Source organism: Clostridium sediminicola, assembly GCF_050402865.1.
GTDB classification, from domain to species: Bacteria; Bacillota; Clostridia; order Clostridiales; family Clostridiaceae; genus Clostridium_AF; species Clostridium_AF sediminicola.
Genome location: NZ_BAABMF010000004.1, coordinates 259,363 through 281,811, shown reverse-complemented (window position 1 = coordinate 281,811; position 22,449 = coordinate 259,363). Strand labels below are relative to the sequence as shown.

Here is a 22,449-nt window from a genome sequence, read left to right as displayed (position 1 = left end):
TTACCAAATGAATTTCCATTCTAATTCCTAAACTTTATCACAAACCTACCTTCTAAGTTTTCATTCTTTATCCATTCAATAATTGTATCACTGATATCTGTTACTTTTGCTTTTCCTTGTGTCACTGAAATCACAAATTCTTTTACTTCATCACTTAAATCTAAACTTTCTTCTATTTCCTCAACTTCACTTATTCCATTCTTCAACAATTGAAGTCTTGTATTAATACCATTATCTTTCACCAATAAGTCTGTCCATTCGCTTCCATTGGTAATGTTTGTACGTATTGATGAAATTTTTTCTTTATCTGAAATGAGGCTACCAATTGTAGTTAGTTTCCCATATACCCCAGATGTTCTTCCCTCATGAAAAGCCTTCCACTCTTTAGCTAGTCCTGGTGTTATCTTTCTAGTTACATTCCTTTTAGCAACAACTAGTTCTTCTTCATTAACTACACCTGCCGAAATAACATTTTCCAAACGTTCAGTAACTTCATCCAAATTCTTCAACATTTTACCTGTAACTGTAAATTCTAATTCATTTGATGCAAACGAGAGTTTAGTCATAGAAAGTGAAAAATCATTTACTATGTTTGAAAATTCATTATCATTTTTCAGTTTCAATTCTTCATTACGTACAGCTGATTCTAATATGTCCAACTGCTTCAGCTGCCTTATTGATTTCCTAATATCATCACCTAACATTTCGTTTTTTCACCTCCTCAATCACTGTCTTACAATAGACAATCTTATCACGCTCATTCACATATTCAGTTATTTCTTCTCCTTGACCAGTTGATTTATTTTTCATTCGAATTTCAATCTCCTGATTTGCCTTCATTACATCCTTCTTAACTTGCTCTATTAGTTTTACAAATAAAGATAAACCTGCCAAAGGATCTCTACTTAATTTAATCAATGCTTCAACTGAATTTTCAAGCTTTTGCACTTCATCTGCTACTTTTAAGGCATTCAAAATAGAGCCAGCGTTCTTTTGGCAATTCTTGATTAGTATAGTATCAACATGAACTGCAACACTAATATGACTTATTTGAGCTTGGTTATAAAATTTATTTATATCTCTAACAATGTCTTTAATATCTTCTATGTCCTCAATATCATCAACTTCTATCATACTTTTAATTATTCCCATTTTTTCAGAAATAGTTTTAAGTTCATCTTCTACTACTGTATCCACTCTGTCTAGTATTTTTTTTAGGTATTCACTTGTGAGTCTTCTCTTCCTCACTGGATCATCCAATTGAAGATCTTCATCTTCAAATATTAGCCCTGTATTGATTACTTTTCTTACAGCTTTATTAAACTCAACGTAATCAAACTCATAATTTGTTGAAGCTTTCACATTCCCTTGAGGTAAGTTATAGTATTGTAAAATACAATTTCTATTGTCTACTCCATCTTTTGTACTTGTAATTTTTTGTAAATCTTTCCATGTTTTAGTGTGTCCACCTTCTTCGATTACAGCCTCATTTTGATTGAGCAACATCTCTGTATTAAAATTATTTGGGCTCTGAAAATTTTTACAATAACCATTCAATATTAATCTATAGTACTCTGCCGCAACTGCATAAGAAAAATAGTTTATAGCTTTACCTTTATAATTGATTACCGAGTCAATAATTTGAGGTTTAATAGCGTTTGTCCACCTTTGAACTCTATATAAATAATCTGTTGAATTCGGGAAATCCCAAGATTTTTTTCCTACTTCATTCCACCTGACAAAGGCTTCAATTATTTTTCTCGATTCGATTGATGCTGACAATAATATTACCGCATCACTCTCCATTGTTTGTCTCTCAAAAGCCACCAAATACTTATTACGTATTTTATGCATCGCATCAATTGAAACACCTTCTGAAATCCAATCTATCACATTGAATAGGTACTCATTAATATTTTTCCTTGCATCATTAAGTGCTTTTACATTCTTTGTTGTTGCACCTATACTTAATTTGTACTCTTTGTCCTCTATCCATTTATCTACTTCTTTCAATGCGATACTAACTTGTTCATTCTCTAATATTGAACTAGTACTTGAGTTGCTTTTTTTATCCTTGGGTACTAGTTTCTCAACCTTGGGTACAATCTTAGGTTTTGAAACTGTCTTACCATCTATTATTGGAAGACCTATTTCTTCATATACACTTTCTTGTATCCCTGCTATGTAACGTATGCCTTTATCGACAAATATATTATCCGTTCCATCTCCCCATATATACATGAAATGAGAAAGTCTAATCTTAGTATTATCATCAAGGTCAATTTGATTATATATTTTATTTTGGAGTTTGGGATTAATTCCCTCTAAAGTAGTACGTTTAACTGGGTAGTTTTCAAGATTATCTAAAGCATCCTTGACGTATGGTTCAATTAAATTTCTCATTATTGCTCTAGGATTTCTCTGTGTAATATCTTGGATTCTATATAGAAAGACTATTGCACGCTTACTGAAAGGAAATAAGTTCACCATTTTATCACCCAACTCATAATAATCCCAGCCTTTACCTAGAGTAACCTCGTGTATTGGATATAAATCTGGATTTGCTTTTTCTTTTACCCAAGAATTAATAGTATCATTATCAAGAGATACTGTGTTCAAATATCTTGCAAAAAATTCTACTAAACCATCAGTATCTCCATTAAACATCTCATCTGGAACAATAATAAACTGTTTTATTCTGCCCTTAGTATTTGTTCTGAAATTATCTCTATAATAACCATCAGCAACACCTACAATCGAATTTATACGGCACAACTTCTTATCAGAATAACCTTTCTTGTTAGTTAAAAGTGCATCCAGCAAAGAATCATCAACCCCTGATGCAGCCGTAATATCTTCAATTAATACAGTTAATGTGCAGCCTTGCTTATGAAGTTCCTGTCGAATTTCTTCAATTACAGCCCTCAAATCTCCAGGTTCAAGACCTGTACATCTTTGAATAACCTTTTCAACAAATTTATTTACATAAATAACAATTTTACTAACAAACTCAGGATTGTCTAATAACTTGTCTGCTATTTTACGAGCTTTATTATCAGCACCGACACTAATTAATTCCGTTCTGAATTTTGAGTCTACTTCAAAATCTACATCTTCAAACTGTGCCGCTTTGTCATTAATCTCAAATGTTTTATTCTCTGCAATCTTTGTATAAATCCGGTCAATAGGTCCTCCTGATTCCATTAACCTATCTTTAAACGTTGAGTTTTGTAATAAGGTTACAAGATGTTTTCTATTAACATTACTTATAAATCTTTCTTCACCGTTTCCTGCTTTTCCATCATCGCTTTCAATCAAGTTTACGAAACCATAATAGATTGTATTCTTTAGTTCCAGTTCTGGCACTGTTGTAGAAGCAGATGCTAGTTTTTTATATAAATCTTTATTCGGAAGATTTTTAACCTGTTCTAAATCAAGCAATTGTCTAATTGTACCTTTTAACGTATTATCTGCTCTACGTATATATAGAATAATTTCACTATCAGGCTTATGTATTTCTAGCATATAATCAAACCATCTTATTAGATGAGATTTACCTGCACCGCTGGCACCTTTAACCAATACAAATTGATCTTCGTCATGTTGAGAAAATATCATTTCATATAATTGTTCTTCAGATAAAGAGTGCTTTTTGTCATTCTCTAACAGTTCATCATGATCAGTAAAAAAAAGATTTTTCATTGGTACATGTTTTGCCAAAAAATCTCCTTTTGAGTTATCAATTACATCTGGCAGAAACACATCTTTATATCTTTGTCTTGCTATTTCATTATTCATCGTTTTACCCCCTTATAAATAATTGAGGCAACCTGTTCATTAAAAGCTTCATTTGAAGGATATAATACCCATCTACTTTCAGCATCACTACTATATACTAACTCAATTTCTCCATTATCGTGCAACTCTCTTAAAGCACTTGATAACGCAATATTCATATTTCTATCCGGCTTTAGATTTCCAGATAAAATTTTACCATATTGATTAAATCTAATCATGAAATCATCTATCTTATACTCTTTATTTTTTTCTAAGCGTAGCAACTTAAGAACACCTTTAACAAATGTATAAGCATTAGGTAAAAATACCATATTATTCATATAACCAAAACCAAAGAACTGTGCCCAAAATCTCCACCCCCGTAACATAGGTGCAGTAACCTGCTGTTTCGCATGGGATGATATTATATTCAACATATCCTTATCAGATATTGAAGAATATTTATATACACCATCATTCATATTCACAATAACATTTGTACATTTATAAAATTGCCCATCTTGAAAACTTTCAAGTTTTGATATTGCATACAGTCTAAATTCATCAAAATTTTTTAACTGTTCTTTTTTAACTAACGGAATAACGATATTATCTTGTACTTCGACTAATCTCAATTCTGTAGCAGCTTTTAATATGACTGAAAAATACGAACTCCCTTTGTATATTCCTTTTGGCTCCAACATCCCTTGTACTTCTGTTCTAGTTATTTCCTTTTTACTTGTTGCTATCCTATACAATGAATAAACTCTTTTAGGTATAGCTTCAGTAACCATATTTCCAATAAACATGTTTACCCTCCTATTTTTTTATTACAGTACCACCAATTTGCTCTGAAAGCATCTTCCCTGTTACATTAGATATCATGAAATCTTTTCCTGTGACATGTATGATATACCCTTTTTTATTAATATACTTATACATTGTATGATATTCTTCCTTTGCAACACTGGGAGAACTACTGTAAAATGGCATAATCAACCCTGAGATATAGAATCCATTATCTCTAGTCAACATATCCCTAAACTCTGCAAAATTCATGTAATTTATATCAGCGAATAACATATTATCATCCTGTACAATGTCTTCACATACGATAACATCAGGCTTATACTCATTTATTATCTCTGAGTATTCACAATCAGTTATTATTAACGCCTCTTTAGTACCAGAGAAAAAGTCTATCATCTCCGCAGATAGTAGCTTTTCAGGACCAGTTACATCCTCGAGTAGTGGAAAACGCCTTAGTTCATCTGCAACTATATTTTCATGATAATTACAACCTGGACAATATTCAGAAACTAATGGATAAGTATCAAAAAACATTTCTGACCAACATAATTTATCCTTCTTGGCAATTGCCATCTTTAAAAGATTAAAAGTACTCCTTGCTTTATTAGCTTCTTTATCTCTGATAGCTTCAAATAAATGCTTTGATTCATCTGTGTTTTGCATTAATAAATCATTCAAAATTTTGATTGTAAACATATACCTATTCTTTTCATCTAAGTCTAAAGCTACTATCTCAATTTGATGATATCTACTTAACAAAAGAAGAACATTTATGTTCCATTTTTCATCGGTATCATTTCCCTCTTCAAAATAGTTAATCTTATTATAATGAGGTTTTGTAGATGCCATTGTTGCAATTAATCCACCTTGCCACTGATTCTGCGGATTAGTATACATACTCCACCAACGTCCCCAAAATGTATCCTTTTTTAAAACCTTTGTTATGTGTTTTACACCTTCATTAATATCACTATCTTCCACACACATAACACTAAGACAAGGCAATCCATCTCTACCCCCTCTACCTAACTCCTGATAATAGGAATCCGGATTTTCTGGAACATATAAATGAATAACGCTTCTTACATCTGCTTTGTCCACTCCAACTCCAAAAGCTGATGTTGCTATCATTAAGTCATACTCATTTTCTCCCCAAGATTTTATTAATCTTTCTCTATCATCAGATTTAGTATCACCCGTAAATGTTCTGATGTTACCATAACCATACCTTTCTAGAAAGTCCTTCCACATTTTTGCTTGATATGGCGCATTCACATACAAAATCATTGGTCTTGGTAATAAATTCACAAAACGTAATACACATTCTTTCTTGTGATGATAATTTTTGGCTTTCTCCAAAATATATCGAGGTTCTCTTCTTAAAGAATCACAACGAATTTCTATCCACTTATCCTCACTAGAAAAAAATCTTTTTAAAGTAATAACTGTGTCATCTCTAAATGTTGCAGATAGTAAGAATGTTCTAATTGAAGGATTTACCTTTAATAACTCTCTTCTCCACGGCCCTAAACATTGATAATCAACACGGAAAAAATCTCCCCATGCCACAACTATATGTGCCTCATCAACAACTATATTCTTGATATACTTACTTTGGTTTGCATTACCTATAAGTTGCTTAAACTGATTATTTTTTATAAGTGCTTCTGGAGAAATAAACAGTAGTTTTGCAGTTTGATCTTTTATTGCATTTGATATTTCAGAGAAATTTTTCACTCCGCTATAATAACAAAACACTTCATTTTCTTTTATACACCTAATATTTTTCTTTGCAACTCTTACTTGATCAATTGCCAGAGAAACCGTGGGAACAATAACTATAGTTAAACCAATTGTCTCATATCCTAAAGCTTGTGTTACTAAACTTTTTCCCCCACCAGTTGGCATTGATACTAGTGTTGTGAATCCTGCTGGAGTATTTAAAGCTCCGTAAACACAAAGTTTTTGTTCCATCGATTTGAAGTAATCAAACCCTGTCACCTTACGTATATAACTGTTTGTCCTTAATAAATATTTTGTTTCATTAGTCGGCTCCTCTGTACTCACATCAATAAATGAATCCTTGACGAATGAATCAAATTTTATTGATGCTGGTATGCTATATGATGCATAATACTTATGAGATATAGAATCTTTAAATATACCAAATTCATTATTATCTGGAATATCTAAGTTATTTACCCTTAGTGATGTTTGATAAACAAGCATAAAATTACGTAGTGATACTAAGTAGTCTGAATGTCCACACAACCCATTAATATAGTTAATATATGTCTTAACTAACCTAATAGCCGTGCTTTCAAAAAATGTGTCAACTGAGTTATCATTATTATCTACTTTAATAGATTCATCTATATTTAATTCACCGTTAATTATAGATTCTACTTTATTTATTATATCTGTCTTATTCATTATTCACTAACCACACAAAACTTGCAGATTCTATCCTTATGATTGGCTTTGTTAAACTCTCATAGATTATCTCATATTGTCTCTTAAGTTCATCAATTGACTCATAACAGTCTTCACCAAAATAGCTCATCCTTGATTCTCTTGTTGAAATTAATTGCTCAATCATCTCTTTTGCACCCGCTAAATTTGATTCCTTTACAAATTTCTTTTTTGCATTTTTGTATGAAATATTATAACTTTTATCAACAAATTGTTCCCATCTTTCATCTCCGTATTGTCCTTTAAACCATTCAATATTACTTGATCTAGATCTTGATGGGATTCTTAAGAATCCATCTTCTTTTCCTCTTCTTCCAAGGTGGTCTATTGAGTCAGATCTGTTAAAATAGCCCATTTGTGAAATACGCTTATGCTCAGATAACACAGTTTTCTCATCAACATCATTATAAGCAGAAAATGGTACTGGTACAACTTGAATGGACGTTGCTAAATATTGCCTAAACATTCCAAGATTGTATAAAGATATTCCTTCGTCTAATAATAACCTTTCATTTGGTTCAATTGAATAGGTATAAATAAATCCTTTCCATTCAACAGATGCTTCAGCAGCAAAGGCTGTACACATACCACGATATGAATACAATGCATTATCCACAATACAGTCAAATATTTCATCACCTGGAGCATAAAAGTGAATGTAATCATTTTTTATTCCAGTATCTCTATCAAAAGTTCCTTTTATCATCCTATTATTATGAGATATATTCTTTTCGTTTTCCGCTTCAACACCTCTTTGAACTCTGATTACAGTTTCATTCTGTTTCTTTGATAAGTAATTTTCCCAATCTGGAGGGATTAAAAATGAGTTCTGTGCTGATCTAATTGAAAAACTATTTTCATCGAATGAGAATAATGAACTGTCCTTTCCTTGTCTTAATTTTCCAAATCCCGCTAAAGATGCCCAACTCATCATAGTCTCTGTGAATAGCTTATTCTCATTAAATTGATAATTAGCTAGAAGCTTCTCAAGCTCAATATACAGTGGACGAAACCTTAATGCAGTAGTATCAAAGATCTGTTCCCTATATACTGTTTCTCTCATCTCCTCCGCTTCTTTTATTAACTCTGGAATTAACCTATATAATCCAAATTCAAAATCTGTTTTAATCGAATCAATAATCTTTTGATTTATATCATTCATGATGATCTCCAACCCACTTAAAGATTGTTTGAATACATTTAACCCTTCATTCCAGAACTTAAAGAGTTGATCCTCATAACTATTGTTTGAATGAACAACAACAGATGTCACTGGAGACTCAACATCACGGCCTAACCTATCAAGTCTTCCTATTCTCTGTTCAATTGTATTTATATTCCATGGTAAATCTATATGCACTACATAATCCGCAATTTGAAGATTTCTTCCTTCTCCTCCTGTCTTATCACAAACAAGGATTTTACATTCTGGATCAGACTGAAAACGATATATATTCATTTCAGATTCTAATATGTCAATCTCTTTTGAAAAACCTGTCACCTCATCGCCATACATCTCTCTAAGGAGGTTATAATAAACATTAAATGTTTCAATATAATCTGTAAATATAACAACTTTTTTGCCAAATAGTTCTGTATCAATGAAATATAGTAACTTAATCAGACGTGATGGATGTTCGTTTACATCATCTAATAAATCTGCTATATTTTCAATAGCTTCATCTTCATCTACAACCCAACGTTCAGCACTCCTAACTACATTATCTGGGATCATATTTCCAAGACTTATTTGGTCTAACATAGCTTTATAAGCCCAAGGAGAACTAAAAAAAGTTTCTAACAAAGGTCTTATTGTTGTGATTATTTTTTCACTATCCAACTCATCTTGAATAGTCAATATCCATTCCATCAATGTACGATAAGCTTCATTTTCATAATACGTGTTTTCTTCATCAATTGTGTAGATAAGTTCTTCAAGTTTTCTTTCAGAAAACTCTCCATCAAGATTCTTTGGATACACACCTAAAATTGCTCTTCTGCCTCGTATAATATTTCTTTCTATCTGATAGTTATCACAAATATAAGAAATAATAACTTGTATTGAATACATTCCAAAATCTTCTGATTCAGTATCTAAATTGTCTATCATATTTGTTAATGTTTGATCACTTATAATAGTTGATAATTCTTCTAACGATTCTTGAATTTCTTCTAACTCATCTTGAATATCCTCATTATCATATAGATCCCCCTCGTCCACTTCTTGAAGAAGTTCATTCTTAAAACTGTCAATACCATCTAAAATTGAATGCGCCATCCTAGAGATTTTGTTTTGCTTTTCTACTAATTCCGAAAACTCCTCAATAGATATTTCATCATATTTTTCAGGTAAAATAAGTCTTAATAAATTTAGATATTCTTCTTTTCGTTGTTGAATAGGTGTTGCGCTAAGTAAAATTACATTTTCAGAATTTAAACTAAGTATATGTAACTTTTTATATAAACTAAACTCATTTAAGTAATTATGTACCTCATCAACAATAACAAAGTCCCAACTCTTTTCACAATTCATACTAGTTAAATCTTCAACAGCCATTAAAGAAATATGATTTGAACTTTCATTTTCTCCTTCAATTATTCCAAATTTAAAAAGGAGTTCAGTTCTCCATTGTGGCACCAGTGCTCTCGGCACGCTTATTAACACATTACCATCAGTATTGTTTAATAAATATATTTTTAATACCGAACATGCTTCTATCGTTTTTCCTAATCCTACTTCATCAGCCAACATATATCTACAAGTATCACTTTGTAGACATTGCATTATTGTATTTAATTGAAATGCCTTCAAATAAATTTTACAACCAGCTAATTCTTTAAAACCAAATATTGAATTATCAAGTATATTCATTGTTTCTTTCACAACTTGTCTACCTAAATACCAACAAGGATTTTGAAACTCATAATTTTTCAATTGTTGGCTAGGATTTGCACTACCTGAAAAAAAAGATGCTGTTATTTCCTCTTCTCCTAAACAAAGGTGGCCTTTAGTATCATTATCCTGTAAATAATACTCGAATCCCTCTTCAAACTTCCCTCTATACTCAACAATAGTAGCAATTTTATCTCCAACTTTAACTAAAGACCTCTTATAAATGTGACAATGTTCAAGAGCATCAATTGGCACTTCTTCAACTTCATCAGGTATAAAATCAAAATATTTTTTATGACCAAATGGATCCTCAAATTTTATGTGAGCTGTTTCGTTGAAATTATTTACACTTACTACTTTCCCCGTGGCAAATACCCTAGGATTCAATGGATGTTCTCTATCAATTGGACATCTTACAAACATTCCCTTTTCGATCATTGCATTCCCTCCTAGTTTTTCTTTATTTTAAACACTTCAAGACAAATATCCTTTTCTGTACATTTTTCACATAGAGTATTCAACCTTTTATAATACTTATCTTTAGATAAATTATCATCACATAATACATCATCCACTTCCGACTGTGTTGCATTTTTGAATATCTCTTTATCATGCTCATTTGCACGTTTACCAATTGGTACATATAAGAAATTTTCTCTTTTTATCATATAATCATATTCTTTATTTTGCAGTTTAGTGAACTTACCATTATTCACAGCCTGCTTTTCAATATAATCAGAAGCAACTCTTATTGTATCAACCATATCTAACTGATTCATAAATGGGAAATCTAAAGCAAGTGATTCCATTTCTTCAGCCAAATATCCGTAAACAATATTTTTTACATAACTCTTTCCAGAGAAATGTCTACGAGCTCTATGTTCAAGAATCACTGCCATATATAATTTCATCAAAAAATCATCTTTGTACACACTTCCACCTTCGATAACAGTTTCTAGTAGAAATCTAAAACTACATAAACGATACTTCATTAAATCATACTGCGAAAATTGCTCATATACAGGCTGATCAATATTTATAAATCTCCCATTCTTTATGCGTCCATCAACACAATCTGGCTCATATGGTATAACTTTACCACCAAGAATTTTTAGTAAATAATATAATTCTCTTTCATTATCAATTTCATTCCTTATGTAGCTGAGTTTTACTTTACACTTGCTAAATGCTAGGCCATAAACCAATGCATATCGCCTAAAATTTTTATATTCCATACGTGATGTTACATATACTTGGTACTTCCAATCTACAGGTGCTTGTGCAACCTCGAAAAATTCAATATCTAGTGGCCAAGGGAACTCATCTCTATGTGTAATGCTCATATCCTGGTCTGATAAACAGGCAAAATGATATATTTTTTCATAATCCTTATGGTTTTTACGAAGTACATCACCATCAATCTGTTCGAAATTTCTAACAATCCAATTTGCACCTTTCCCCTCTTTTGGAGTTTGGCGTAAATAAAGCTGCATAGTTTCTCTAAGGCAATCAAATGACGCACTTGCCTCAATATCTTCCACCTCATTCAAGCGAATCAATACTCTTTGTACTATGTCTTTAAATTCATCATCCAAATCCTCTTTTTCTAATACCTTTGATTTCAATACATCAGAAATCTTCTTATAAAATGTATTAAAATCATTTTGTTGATTATTAAAATCGATGAAAAATTGCTCTGCTATGCTATTTAATTCTCTTAAAGCTTTAATAAGATAATCGATCTCTATAACAGATACATCATAATAATCGACTCTTTTCAATTCCTCTTTTTCCTGAGGATCTCCATCTATATCATCAATTCTTCTTTTCAGCCTCTTCAACCTTTTAATGATACCTGTCAATGTAGTTTCATTTGAGAAAAATAATTTGCATTTATCTAGAGTAGAAACAAGACTTCCAGCATATTGCTCTTCAATAACTCCACATGTTAAACACTCATAAACATCTTTAATGTCACTAATACACATCGATTTTGTATCTGGAGACCACATGTTTGTAATAGAGATAAAGAAATGACCGATTGGATATTCCAAAAAATTTCTTTCACCAAATTGTTCTGGAAAATAAATCTTGAGTACATCATTCACCTTACTATTTGCTGAATAGATTTGTTCTTCCATATAAAATAGTGCAGAATGTATATACCCATTTTGCGCCCTTTTATTCTCTGCATCTTCAAATTTTCTAGCGATATATCCTGCAAACTCTGTTTGATTGTCAAATTCCATTATCTCAATAGGTTCTGTAAAATCTATTGCCGAAGTACTTCCTGAGATCATAGCTGCCATATTATCAGCTATTTTCCCTCCTACAAATGCTTGACTATCATTATTAAAATTTTGAGCAGGAACTATGATTTTTGATTCAAACCAAGAGTACACATTAAGCCAAGTTTGATATACGTTTTTATAGTCTTGCTGATAACTAAAAAGTATTATTACGTTTTTATACTTACTAAGACTTTCAATAGTTCTAAGAATTATAGGTGAAAACTGATGAATCCCATGTACAACAATCGTATCCTTTTTTATTTCATCAATTGCATGATTTTTATCATTTTCTTGAATCGCTTCATTAATAGTTTTAATTATTGCGTCATCAATTTCTTTATTAGTAAAATCATTCTTTAATAGAAAGGCTTTGTTCTTAGTATTAATCAATTCCTCATAAATTGAAACAACACATCTTTGCTCATAAGTTAAAACACTCTTTTTTATATGACTTGGCTCCATACCTAGTTCTATCATTATGCGAACACTATCTAAAACATAGCCACGGTTTCTCTTAAGAGATCTCACTACATCTTCTGGTGATATATCTTCAACAAACTCATGAAAATCCATGTACTCAATCAGATTATCAATAATAGCTCTCTGTTTAATAGCAAGAGCATCACTTTCCCAGTCGTTGTGTAAGTGATTAATGAATCTATTAATAGTTGTTAATTTTCCATTGTATAATTCTTTATATTTGTTACTTAATCCATTTACTAATGTCTGTGAAACGCATAAATGAAAGCTATTTTTTATCATTGCCCAATATGGCTCTCTATTAATCTTATATGGATTACTATATGTATAAATAATTATTGCCATTATCCTATTACCTCCATATAACTCCCCCAACTTTCATCTTCAACTATATCCAAATCATTTAACCAAACAAAGTTCCGAATTGCTCGTGTCATTGCTACATATAGTACTCTAGCCTCTTCACATGTTTTCTCTTTGATTTCCTTTTGTTCATCAAAGTCACCACTATAATCTGACCCTTGTCCTTTAGAAGATATACTGTACGATACTTTCCCTTTGATCACATTTACATTTAGACCTCCCACTTCAATGTTTGAGCAATCTTCATTTGTAAAGGGTAGTATGACAGTTCCATATTCCATACCTTTAGACTTATGAATAGTTGTACAGATCACACGTATTTCATCAGTCTCATTCTTCGTATTCCTTGAAGGTTCTTCTTGGTATGTTGTGATATTTATTTTCAGAAAATCACAGACTTTGTTAATCGTTAAATACTCTCTAGAGTACTTATAAGTTATCTTTTCAATAAGGCAGTCAAAGTTTTCTCTGTACTGTTTTTGTGATTCCTCATCTTTATAATGTATCCATGGTTTGCATGCCTCATAGACATCTCTTAAAACAACAAGCACAGGTCTTACATCGAAATCAGATACTAATTGATTCCAGTTTTTCCCCATATGCAACATAAAATACTCATTTAACAATCTAATCAATTCTTCTGTTTTTTTCTTTTTTGAATAACCAGATAATTCAGCAATATTTACATCTAATGTAACAAAATTAGACTTAATTATATTTGTCAAATATACCTTATTATGGGGATGTGTAATCGACAAAACCAGCTTGTACAAATCAAATGTTGAATTTAATCTATACAAGTCTCCTCCTTCAGTTACTCTTATAATATAATCAACGATATCATTTTTCTCTGCTTCTTTAACAATATTTGCAATTTGATAATTATAGCGTACAAGAATTGCAATTGTCTTTTCTTCAGCAGATAAATTCTTTGATTCACATAGTTTTTCAAGTTTTGTTATTTGATTCTTAACTTGTTTAAATAAATCATCGTAAAAGCTTTCTTTATCTTTGCTGTGAACATCTACCTTCTTAATCAAATCCTCATCTATATATTCTTTAACTAGCTGACTTTTAAGTCGATCATCTTCCTGTATATATGGAAGTATTCCATTGTTTCCCATTTCTAAAAAAACCTGATGGAAAATGTCAAGCAAACGTCTATCTGTTCGATAATTTCTATTCAATGAATAATCTACCCACTGCCCAATTCCTTTTATTCTTTTAACTTGTTTAAAAGCACTTAGAGATGCTCCTCTAAATCTATAAATGCTTTGCTTCAAATCTCCTACGATGAATAGTCTACACTGGGTACCAAACAATTTTTGCAGTTCAGTAAGTGTATCGATTTGAATATCATCCGTATCCTGAAATTCATCTACAAAAACATATTTATATCTATGATTATGTTTCATAAGTTTCCCATTGCTAACTAAATCATGAATCTGAATCATGCATTCACGTAGTCCAAACATATTCATTTCTTTAAGGTCATCTGCATAGTCTTTCTCTGCTTTTATAACAACATCCATTATAAGCTCATTAAAATATGGTATTGATGCCATCGGATTACCAAAGTCTTTCAATTCAAGTCGCTTAATATCAATACTTCTGTCATAGAGTTTGTCGCAAAATTCAATTAAAAGTTCTTCAAGTTTATACGTTGGCATAGTTAGTTGACGTACAAAATCTGGGTCCTCTTCACTTTTTATTTCCAAGTATTCATTTAAATACTGATGATATAATTGTTTTCTATTATAAGTTTCATTCGAGATTTGACTGTCATAACCCAAACCCATTCTCATGCAATCTTTTTGTAGTAAAGAAATTGCAAACTTATGAATTGAAGATATTTGTACTTGACTCATATCTTCAATTAAACGCATAAATTTTTCATTCGATGTCAGAACAAAATAATTTATAAACATTTGCTTAACTCTACGTTTCATATTTTCTGCTGCGTCATTTGTGAATGTAATCATAGCTATTTCACCAGATATGTTCACAACCGCATCAGCTGTTCTGTTACATAAATAGGCCACACGAGATACCATCGAATAAGTTTTTCCTGTCCCTGCCCCAGCTGCAATCAATATATTTTTATCACTCGGTGAATGTTCTATCTCAAATTGTTGAAAATTAAATGCTGAAATTTCGGAAAGCTGCTTAATGATTTTCTTTTCTTCATCTGAACATAGACCTTCTTCTATCAATAGATCTTCGTCAATATATTCTTCTAAATTAGAAATTAATTCAACTTGCAAGTTAAAAATACTAAAACTATCCTTCAGAGTTTCAAGTTCAATAGGTTTTATACCTACTGACAAATTATTTTTTTCCGGATGTATTTTACGTTCAACAAAGTACTTATCAATCATGGAACTAATTTTTAAAAGTGTTTCTTTTGAGTCAACAAAAACTATTTCCTTGATTCCTTTAAAGTATTCCTCTACAATTTCACAAACTTCTATATCACTTATTTTATTTTTAAAAGTTCTAAGTCTTGAGTATCCTGGATTCAGATCTTCTACATCCATTTTTAAATCATAATTAGGTTCAAAGTTATGCCTTAACAAAGCAAATCTTTTTGAATCTAATTCGTCATGTTTTGCACCTTTATCAATATTATAACGTCCAGTGAATTTTTGAAAAAGTTTAGCAGAATCTAATAAGTCTTCTTTGAAGATAGTTTCATTAATCTCTGAAACAATGTTCAACCCTTTTTCACTATATTGCTGTTCAGAAATCAACGGATAGCATACAAAACTCATTACCAGTGGATTCATACCCAATTCTTTTTGAATCTTCTTTAACATATTAAAACGATATCCTCTAGCTTGTCCACGCGGACTGTCTTCTGCTTCTTCTCTACCAGTAATAAAAATTGTATTCTGATCAACAACGGTAAGAATTCCTGATGGTTCCCATCCCTTTACCTCAATAATAAACAAACCTAAGTTTGGTGCCATAACGCAAAAGTCATATTCTCGACCATTAACACTTCTAGTATTATAAACAACCCAATGTTGAGGAAGTTTTGCCGAAAAAGCATTCCATACTATTTTCTCACCTTCGTACTTCGGCTCTTTATCTATTATTTTTGCCATTTATTTAACTCCTTTTTCAACCCATTCTCATCTCATTGCTTAATTTATGATTTATAACTGAAACGAGTACAAAATCTAGGCGACTAGATGTTGTACTCCACCAAATATATCAATTATAACAATTAATTTCCAATTTACCGTGACAAAATTTAGTCAATTTTCCTTATAATATATTATATTCCACTTGGCTATTGGTTGCAAGAAGATTTCTAATTTAGTCCTAATATAACAGCCTCATCTATTATTATGTAATCAAAGTGGTTAGCTTTGAAATATTCTTTATTAAGGTATTCTTTTTTTCCCAAGGTTTGAACTGTGGCAAAGAGTATATCTGACTCCAGCTCTTTTTTACCCTTGCATAAGAATCCAGTTTTGGATTTTGGTCTTACATTTTTAAAACTTCTTTCTGATTGTATTAATATTTCTTCTCTGTGAGCTACAAAGAGTATTCTCTTGAATTTAATTGAATCAAAAGCTGCGAGGTATGTCTTACCTATCCCAGTAGCAGCCACAACTAAGGCTTTATCCATATTATCTAGTCTTGTTTTCTTTAGCTCGTACAATGCTTCAATTTGAGCACCACGAGGCTTGTATAATTTCTTTATATTACTCTGTTCTTTTTCTCTTTTCTCAATCTTCTTATTTGAAACCCATTTCTTTGAGTATGCTTTTTAGTAATCCTGTAATTCCACTCAAGACCTCTAGTAAGAGCTGATAATGACATATCTATAGATTCTACCGCGAAATTTGATTTATACATGTTCCAAAATCTCGCGTATCAACGAGTTATGGTACATGTATAAATAATTTATTGAGCTGAGATATCTATGGAAGAACCTATAAATATTTCACCATCTTCACCATAGTTGAAGATATAAGCTTTGGGGTGAAAACTTCTGGATTTATCCTTATAGAATCTAAGGTCTACTTTTTCTCCAAAAATATCTTTTATAAGGTATAGAGCTGATGGCTGGGTGATGTTTAGATAATCACCTGTTAGAATTCTTATAGGAATATTTTTATTAGCCAATTGGATAAAATCTTCTTCTAAAAGCCTTACCCCTGATTCCATAATAAAAGATACTATTATATCTACACTGGTGGCTTTTGCTATGGCTATTTTTAGGTAGTTGTGAAGATGGTCTTTATCCCCAGTGATACAGTTTTGATTATCTGTTTCTTCTATAGTTTTGTGGATAGGCATTGGTTGCTCCATCACATCATTTATTATTCTTTTTTCGGTTATATTTTCTGAAAGCTCAATATTGAGCTCTCCGGATTTCTCACTTACCATTATTTTTACCTTATTCCTTATTGAGTCTTGTAATATAAACTAATCCTTATCTTACATTTATATCTAAATTATATTTTATCACAATTTGACAATTCCCCTTGTCGACTCATGGAATGGAAAAACAAAAATATTTAAAAATATTCAAGGCTTTTTACAGATTTTATTATTCAAATTAAAAAAACCACCATAGTGGTGGTTTCAAATACTCAATCTACTTTTAGACATAAAAATACTGCAAGATAAATATATATCTTTAACTTGCAGATAAAATATTTTTCGTTATACTTTTAAAATATTTTGTATCAATTTCTTCTTGAATTAATATATACATCAATATCTTCCACTATATAATCCTGTCCATTTGAATGAAGCACATCATAAAAAGATTTAATATATTCAAAAACCTTGTTATCATTAAAAATTTTAAGTGCTGCTTTACCAGTTAGTTTATGTGACTGCTTATAACTTTCAAGACAAAATACTGTAAAATCAATACTTTTATTCATTACTTCTCACCTCATACCTGCGGAAAGCTTATCTTTCCGCTGTTTCTTTGTTCTAAAAACATTTCAAAAAGTTTTTCTGTGCTATACTGCCAAAGCTTTGTTTCCTCTTTTTCCAACATTTCATATAGAAGGGATGAATATAATTCTGCAACAGCATCTTTATCAGATAGATTTAATTCCACCGCAATTTTTTCTACAAGAGCAGCCGATATGATTGGAAACACCGCGTCAAATTTATTTTTATCCATTACTTTTCCCTCCCAAATCTATATATTGGTCAAATAAGCAAAAGCTTAATGCTCTATTAGTATGGAATAATATCTGATTAAAAAGTTTCTCAACTTTTAATCTTTTTAAGGCTTCTTCTTTTTCCAACACACCCGTTTCAAAAAGTTTTACAGTCAAATATACATTATCGTCAGCTACAGGACCAATTATTATATCATATTCTTCTAAAATTTCTTTTCCTCTTCGGTTTGCAGTTATAAATTCTAACCACTTTTCATCAGGCTGTGTGAATTCTATGATGTTAAGTTCCTTTTTTGCATTTTCTATATCAAAGTTATATATAGACAAAAATTTTTCACCTGTATTATTTCTTAAACTCACCTTTTCTGCCCAACGAGTTGCTTGTTCCTTATTACTCGTGGTATAAAAACCTATTCCAAAATCAAGCAGACGATTACTTTGTAAAATTTTTGGTTTTTTCACAACAACATCACTGCCATGATAGATATTCACTATAATCCCCCCATTATTTTATGCTCTTTCAAAAGTACTGATTACATATTTTTATAATGCATTTGCCCTTTTTTATTAATTCTGCAATTTGTGCTACCTTATCTTTATTTTTGCCAATATAACTAGTTACAATCATACTTCTAACTAATATTATTTTACCCCACTAATAAGCTTTAATCAATTATTTAGTAACTATACATTGTTTCATAGTTATTTTACATCATGGAAGCATAAAAAACGGACTAAATCAGTAAACCTCTTGTGTTTAAACGGTTTCCTAATTTAGTCCTATTATAACAGCAGCATCTATTATTATGTAATCAAAGTTGTTAGCTTTGAAATTATATTACTCTGTTCTTTTTCTCTTTTTTCAATTTTCTTATTTGAAACCCATTTCTTTGAGTATGCTTTTTGGTAATCCTGTAATTCCACTCAAGTCCTCTAGTAAGAGCTGATAATGACATATCTATAGATTCTACCGCGAAATTTGATTTATACATGTTCCAAAATCTCGCGTATCAACGAGTTATGGTACATGTATAAATAATTTATTGAGCTGAGATATCTATGGGAGAACCTATAAATATCTCCCCATCTTCACCATAGTTGAAAATATAGGCTTTTGGATGAAAACTTCTGGATTTATCCTTATAGAATCTTAGGTCTACTTTTTCTCCAAAAATATCTTTTATTAGGTAAAGAGTGATGGCTGAGTGATGTTTAGATAATCACCTGTGATAATTCTTATAGGAATATTTTTATTAGCCAATTGGATAAAATCTTCCTCTAGAAGTCTTACCCCTGATTCCATAATAAAGGAGACTATATTATTCTCTTTTCAGTTATATTTTCTGAAAGCTCAATATTGAGCTCTCCGGATTTTTCACTTACCACTATTTTTACCTTATTCCTTATTGAGTCTTGTAATATAAACTAATCCTTATCTTACATTTATATCTGAATTATATTTTATCACAATTTGGACTATTCCCTTGTCGACTAATGGAATAGAAAAACAAAAATATCAAAAAATATTTAAGGCTTTTTACAGATTTTATTATTCAAATTAAAAAAACCACCATAGTGGTGGTTTGATTGTATCTTTTTCTGAAAAGCTATTTTTGGCTTTTGAAAATTTTTAGCTTTCATAATTCTCAACTTGCATTATATCATCCGAATAAGCTATTACTTTTTCTTTCTAACTATCCCTTCTGTCAACTTCAATAAGTTATCTAACAACTCTTCCTTCTCAACAACCTTACCTAAAACACTATACTTCTCCATACCTTCACCATTCAAATAAATATTAAGTTTATTGAATACACAATCATCATGCAAACTATTAATAAATACCCTCATCTCATCAACAGTATAATCCTTATTTTCTATAAACTTCTGTGCTTCAATACCTTTCCTTTTTATATAAGTGATCACAAACATTCTACATGATCTGTATATAGAGATATAATCTTGTTCTTCAATTGGTGTTAAGCTTGTGCATTCATTTACTAATAAAGGAGGTGTTGATTTAAACAATTCAAAAAAGAAATCAGTTATTGCTTTTTTATCTATATATGTAGTATCATCCGGCCATGATACAAAAGCTTTAGGTCTTAGTATCAATGTATTTTTTAATATATCCCCTTTAAAACTCTTATTCAAATCTTTTCTTACCTCATTTATATCAATCTTATCCTGAAATAAATTTGCATAAAGAGGTACATTGGGGTATGTATCAATATTTTCAAACTTGTATTCAATTATCTCTTTTCTCTTTTTACTTTTAACTATTATTTTGTTTTCTCTAAAAATTACAACATATATATTTCTCATTTGTTTTCTCCTTGCTTCACTATTTTCTAATAATCAATTCACTAATTAGCTCTTCCCTATCCTTTTAACTGTTATTTCTAAAAACTAAAAATTGAGTTCTCCAAATTTTTCACTTCCCTTTATTTTTACCATATTCCTTATTAAGGCTTGTAATGGAAACCACATCTTTTTATATAATAACATTAAAATAATAGGATATACATAAAAAATTAACAATAGGTTATATTTTATATTTTTGATATAATATACATATCTTCTATGATTTAGAAGACTTTTTTATATAAATTATTCAATATAGGAGTGAACTCATTCAATGAAAATATATAACAAACTTATTCGAGATAAAATTCCAGAAATAATATCCGCTGCTAGTAAATCCTTCGATACTCATATAGCAACTGAAGAAGAATATACAAATAGGCTAGAAGCGAAACTTAATGAAGAAGTTTCTGAATATCTAGAGGATAAAAATCTAGAAGAGCTTGCTGACATTATGGAAGTAGTTTTTGCTCTAGCAAAAAATCTTGGATATTCCGAAGATGATTTAATTGAAAAAAGGAATGAAAAAAGAGACAATCGTGGTGGTTTTGATGATAAAATAATTTTAGAAAAAGTATACGATTAGCTACAAATTTAGAAAAGCAAATTTTTGCTTTTCTAAATTTATATTGCTTTCTTAACAAAAACCTCTTTTCCTTCAAAAGCAATTCCAAGCTCAATTATATTTTCTATTCCTAAATCTAAAAGTTCTTGTTTATATTTCTTTTCTTTTATTTGTTTCAACGCTTCATCTGTAGCTATTTCTAAAGTTTCGTTATCATAATCATCAACTTTTTTGAATTCAATTATTATTCCTATCTTACTTTTATCTTTTGGAATTATCATTATGTCATATCTTCCATATCCACTTTCCCTGTTGGACTTCACTCTATATTCATTAGATAATGAAACCAGTAGCCCAAGTACAAAAGCATGATAGAATTTCTCACTCTCATTTTTTCCTGTATCAAAATAACTTACACTATTTAAAACATATTCTCTAAGTATTCTGCTAAATACTTTTATATCCCCATTCACAAGAGACTTTAACATTATATTATACCTATCATTGCTTATATTCTCATTAAACCAAGATAAAATAATATCTTCAAACAAATATTTAGCTTCCTTGTTAGGCACTTTTAAGGTACATATATTACGTCCCATTTCTACTGAATTTTTTACTAGCTTCAAATATCCTGTAAAAAATAAAAAGCTCCACAGGTTCTGACTATCTCTGTGAATATCAGCCATTACTATATTTTCATCTACCTTTTTAGTTATACTATTTCCCTTTACAAGTTCTTCAAGATCTTTTTTAATATCTTCTCCACCTTTAGCCAAAAGTTCTTTAACTATATTATTACTACTTGTATTGACCCAGTGGGGCATAGCTCCTCTTTCGCTATTGTCTAAATAATTCAAAATAGACCAAGGATTATAAACTGTAGAATCCCCAAATTTATATCTATTGTACCAATCCTTCACATCATAGATACTCTTCTCTTCTCCAATTCTGGTTGATACATTTTCTCCTTCATCGCCTTAGAATAACTGCCTGACAAATTATATTTCTCTTTCAATTTATTTACTCTCTTATATAATGAATCCTTATAGGCCTTATTAGCCACCTGTCTTATATAGAACTTGTAACTTTTCATATATTTCAGGATATTCTTTTGATATAAAATCAAAAAAGACTCCTCTTGTTTTTCCCCTTAAATAAAGTAAAGTAGCTGATGAATTATTGTTGAAAAATAAAGATTAGATAGTATGCCACTCACTAATATGAGCAGGCTTATTAAAAGTTTCTTATTTTTGAATTTAATAAGAAGTTCTCCTT

General features: G+C 30.5%; 17 protein-coding genes. 1 reads left to right on the top strand and 16 read right to left on the bottom strand.

All coding sequences use genetic code 11. The features are described 5' to 3' along the window. Window positions 1-20: 20 nt before the first annotated feature. From ACQ3F0_RS10050 to ACQ3F0_RS09985, 14 genes are all read right to left on the bottom strand, one after another. Window positions 21-704 (bottom strand): hypothetical protein, encoded by a 684-nt coding sequence (locus ACQ3F0_RS10050; protein WP_428865099.1) that lies wholly within the window; start codon window positions 702-704, stop codon window positions 21-23. Further along, on the bottom strand, window positions 694-3,798 hold the full coding sequence (locus ACQ3F0_RS10045; RefSeq protein ID WP_428865098.1) for a hypothetical protein: 3,105 nt from the start codon (window positions 3,796-3,798) through the stop codon (window positions 694-696). Before ACQ3F0_RS10045 ends, ACQ3F0_RS10050 begins: the two co-directional genes overlap by 11 nt. Beyond that, window positions 3,795-4,586: a hypothetical protein gene (locus ACQ3F0_RS10040; protein WP_428865097.1), complete on the bottom strand. Its 792-nt coding sequence runs from the start codon at window positions 4,584-4,586 to the stop codon at window positions 3,795-3,797. Before ACQ3F0_RS10040 ends, ACQ3F0_RS10045 begins: the two co-directional genes overlap by 4 nt. Window positions 4,587-4,596: 10 nt before the next feature. Then, a complete protein-coding gene (locus tag ACQ3F0_RS10035) occupies window positions 4,597-7,020 on the bottom strand; it encodes a DEAD/DEAH box helicase (protein WP_428865096.1) in 2,424 nt (807 codons plus the stop codon). Beyond that, window positions 7,013-10,390 carry an SNF2-related protein gene (locus tag ACQ3F0_RS10030; protein ID WP_428865095.1) on the bottom strand — a complete coding sequence of 1,126 codons (3,378 nt, stop codon included), beginning with the start codon at window positions 10,388-10,390 and terminating at the stop codon, window positions 7,013-7,015. Before ACQ3F0_RS10030 ends, ACQ3F0_RS10035 begins: the two co-directional genes overlap by 8 nt. Window positions 10,391-10,401: 11 nt before the next feature. Beyond that, the gene (locus ACQ3F0_RS10025; protein ID WP_428865094.1) at window positions 10,402-13,068 is read right to left on the bottom strand and encodes a hypothetical protein; all 2,667 of its coding nucleotides are present in this window, start codon (window positions 13,066-13,068) and stop codon (window positions 10,402-10,404) included. After that, window positions 13,068-16,193: a UvrD-helicase domain-containing protein gene (locus ACQ3F0_RS10020; RefSeq protein ID WP_428865093.1), complete on the bottom strand. Its 3,126-nt coding sequence runs from the start codon at window positions 16,191-16,193 to the stop codon at window positions 13,068-13,070. Before ACQ3F0_RS10020 ends, ACQ3F0_RS10025 begins: the two co-directional genes overlap by 1 nt. A 209-nt stretch (window positions 16,194-16,402) precedes the next feature. Then, the gene (locus tag ACQ3F0_RS10015; RefSeq protein WP_428865092.1) at window positions 16,403-16,756 is read right to left on the bottom strand and encodes a DEAD/DEAH box helicase family protein; all 354 of its coding nucleotides are present in this window, start codon (window positions 16,754-16,756) and stop codon (window positions 16,403-16,405) included. 38 nt (window positions 16,757-16,794) lie between these two features. Beyond that, a complete protein-coding gene (locus ACQ3F0_RS10010) occupies window positions 16,795-16,953 on the bottom strand; it encodes a hypothetical protein (RefSeq protein WP_428865091.1) in 159 nt (52 codons plus the stop codon). Between the two features lie 48 nt (window positions 16,954-17,001). Further along, window positions 17,002-17,487, bottom strand: a complete 486-nt coding sequence (locus ACQ3F0_RS10005) for a phospholipase D-like domain-containing protein (RefSeq protein ID WP_428865090.1) — start codon at window positions 17,485-17,487, stop codon at window positions 17,002-17,004. Window positions 17,488-17,789: 302 nt separating this feature from the next. Next, window positions 17,790-17,993: a DUF3791 domain-containing protein gene (locus tag ACQ3F0_RS10000; protein ID WP_428865089.1), complete on the bottom strand. Its 204-nt coding sequence runs from the start codon at window positions 17,991-17,993 to the stop codon at window positions 17,790-17,792. 11 nt (window positions 17,994-18,004) lie between these two features. After that, on the bottom strand, window positions 18,005-18,241 hold the full coding sequence (locus ACQ3F0_RS09995; protein ID WP_428865088.1) for a hypothetical protein: 237 nt from the start codon (window positions 18,239-18,241) through the stop codon (window positions 18,005-18,007). Next, entirely contained in the window at window positions 18,234-18,734 is a 501-nt protein-coding gene (locus ACQ3F0_RS09990; protein ID WP_428865087.1) for a DUF3990 domain-containing protein, read from the bottom strand. Before ACQ3F0_RS09990 ends, ACQ3F0_RS09995 begins: the two co-directional genes overlap by 8 nt. A 1,185-nt stretch (window positions 18,735-19,919) precedes the next feature. Next, window positions 19,920-20,567, bottom strand: coding sequence for a hypothetical protein (locus tag ACQ3F0_RS09985; protein WP_428865086.1), 648 nt, complete (start codon window positions 20,565-20,567; stop codon window positions 19,920-19,922). 313 nt (window positions 20,568-20,880) lie between these two features. Between ACQ3F0_RS09985 and ACQ3F0_RS09980 the strand changes: the two genes are divergently transcribed. After that, complete coding sequence (locus ACQ3F0_RS09980) at window positions 20,881-21,192, top strand: phosphoribosyl-ATP pyrophosphohydrolase (RefSeq protein ID WP_428865085.1); 312 nt, start codon at window positions 20,881-20,883, stop codon at window positions 21,190-21,192. Between the two features lie 38 nt (window positions 21,193-21,230). On the opposite strand, the gene ACQ3F0_RS09975 is transcribed toward ACQ3F0_RS09980, so the two are convergent. Together ACQ3F0_RS09975 and ACQ3F0_RS09970 are read right to left on the bottom strand one after the other, a co-directional pair. Then, entirely contained in the window at window positions 21,231-22,094 is an 864-nt protein-coding gene (locus tag ACQ3F0_RS09975; RefSeq protein ID WP_428865084.1) for a PD-(D/E)XK nuclease domain-containing protein, read from the bottom strand. Next, a complete protein-coding gene (locus ACQ3F0_RS09970; RefSeq protein ID WP_428865083.1) occupies window positions 22,091-22,300 on the bottom strand; it encodes a hypothetical protein in 210 nt (69 codons plus the stop codon). Before ACQ3F0_RS09970 ends, ACQ3F0_RS09975 begins: the two co-directional genes overlap by 4 nt. Between the last annotated feature and the right edge of the window lie 149 nt (window positions 22,301-22,449).